The organism is Methylobrevis pamukkalensis (assembly GCF_001720135.1).
Lineage (GTDB): Bacteria > Pseudomonadota > Alphaproteobacteria > Rhizobiales > Pleomorphomonadaceae > Methylobrevis > Methylobrevis pamukkalensis.
The window spans coordinates 1-462 of sequence record NZ_MCRJ01000328.1 but is presented as its reverse complement, the minus strand read 5'-3'; the positions used below and the strand labels follow the sequence as shown (position 1 = coordinate 462).

The window sequence follows — 462 nt, the reverse complement described above, 5'->3', positions numbered from 1 at the left end:
ACCTATCTGAACACGCTAGGCCTTTCAGCCGCGCAGGTGTTCGACGAAACGCTCTCGATCCTCTTCAACGCCGTAGGGGGCGGCGCACTCCGTGTCGAGAACCTGAAGGGTGCAACTGGCGAAATCGCGCTACGCGTCGGCGACAACGAACCCTTCGGCGTGATCAACGTGGGCGACGACGCCAAGCTGGTCAAACTGTGTGAAGACAACGGGATCGCCACCCAAGACAGCGAGTTTGCGGGCTCGCTCTTCCATGCGATCAACACCCCGCAATCGACCGTCAACCTGCTGATCGGGTCAAAGAAGTTCACCGAAGGCTGGAACAGCTGGCGCGTGAGCACCATGGGCCTGATGAATGTCGGCCAGACGGAAGGCTCGCAGATCATCCAGCTCTTCGGCCGTGGCGTGCGGCTCAAGGGCTATGGTTCGAGCCTGAAGCGCAGCGGCAAAGCCCAGTTGCCC

Annotated in this window: 1 protein-coding gene; it reads left to right on the top strand. The window is 61.0% G+C overall.

Features of this window, described 5'->3' with window-relative positions; genetic code table 11:
- Positions 1–462: hypothetical protein (locus tag A6302_RS20775; RefSeq protein WP_210183439.1), on the top strand; the 462-nt coding region annotated here is incomplete at both ends.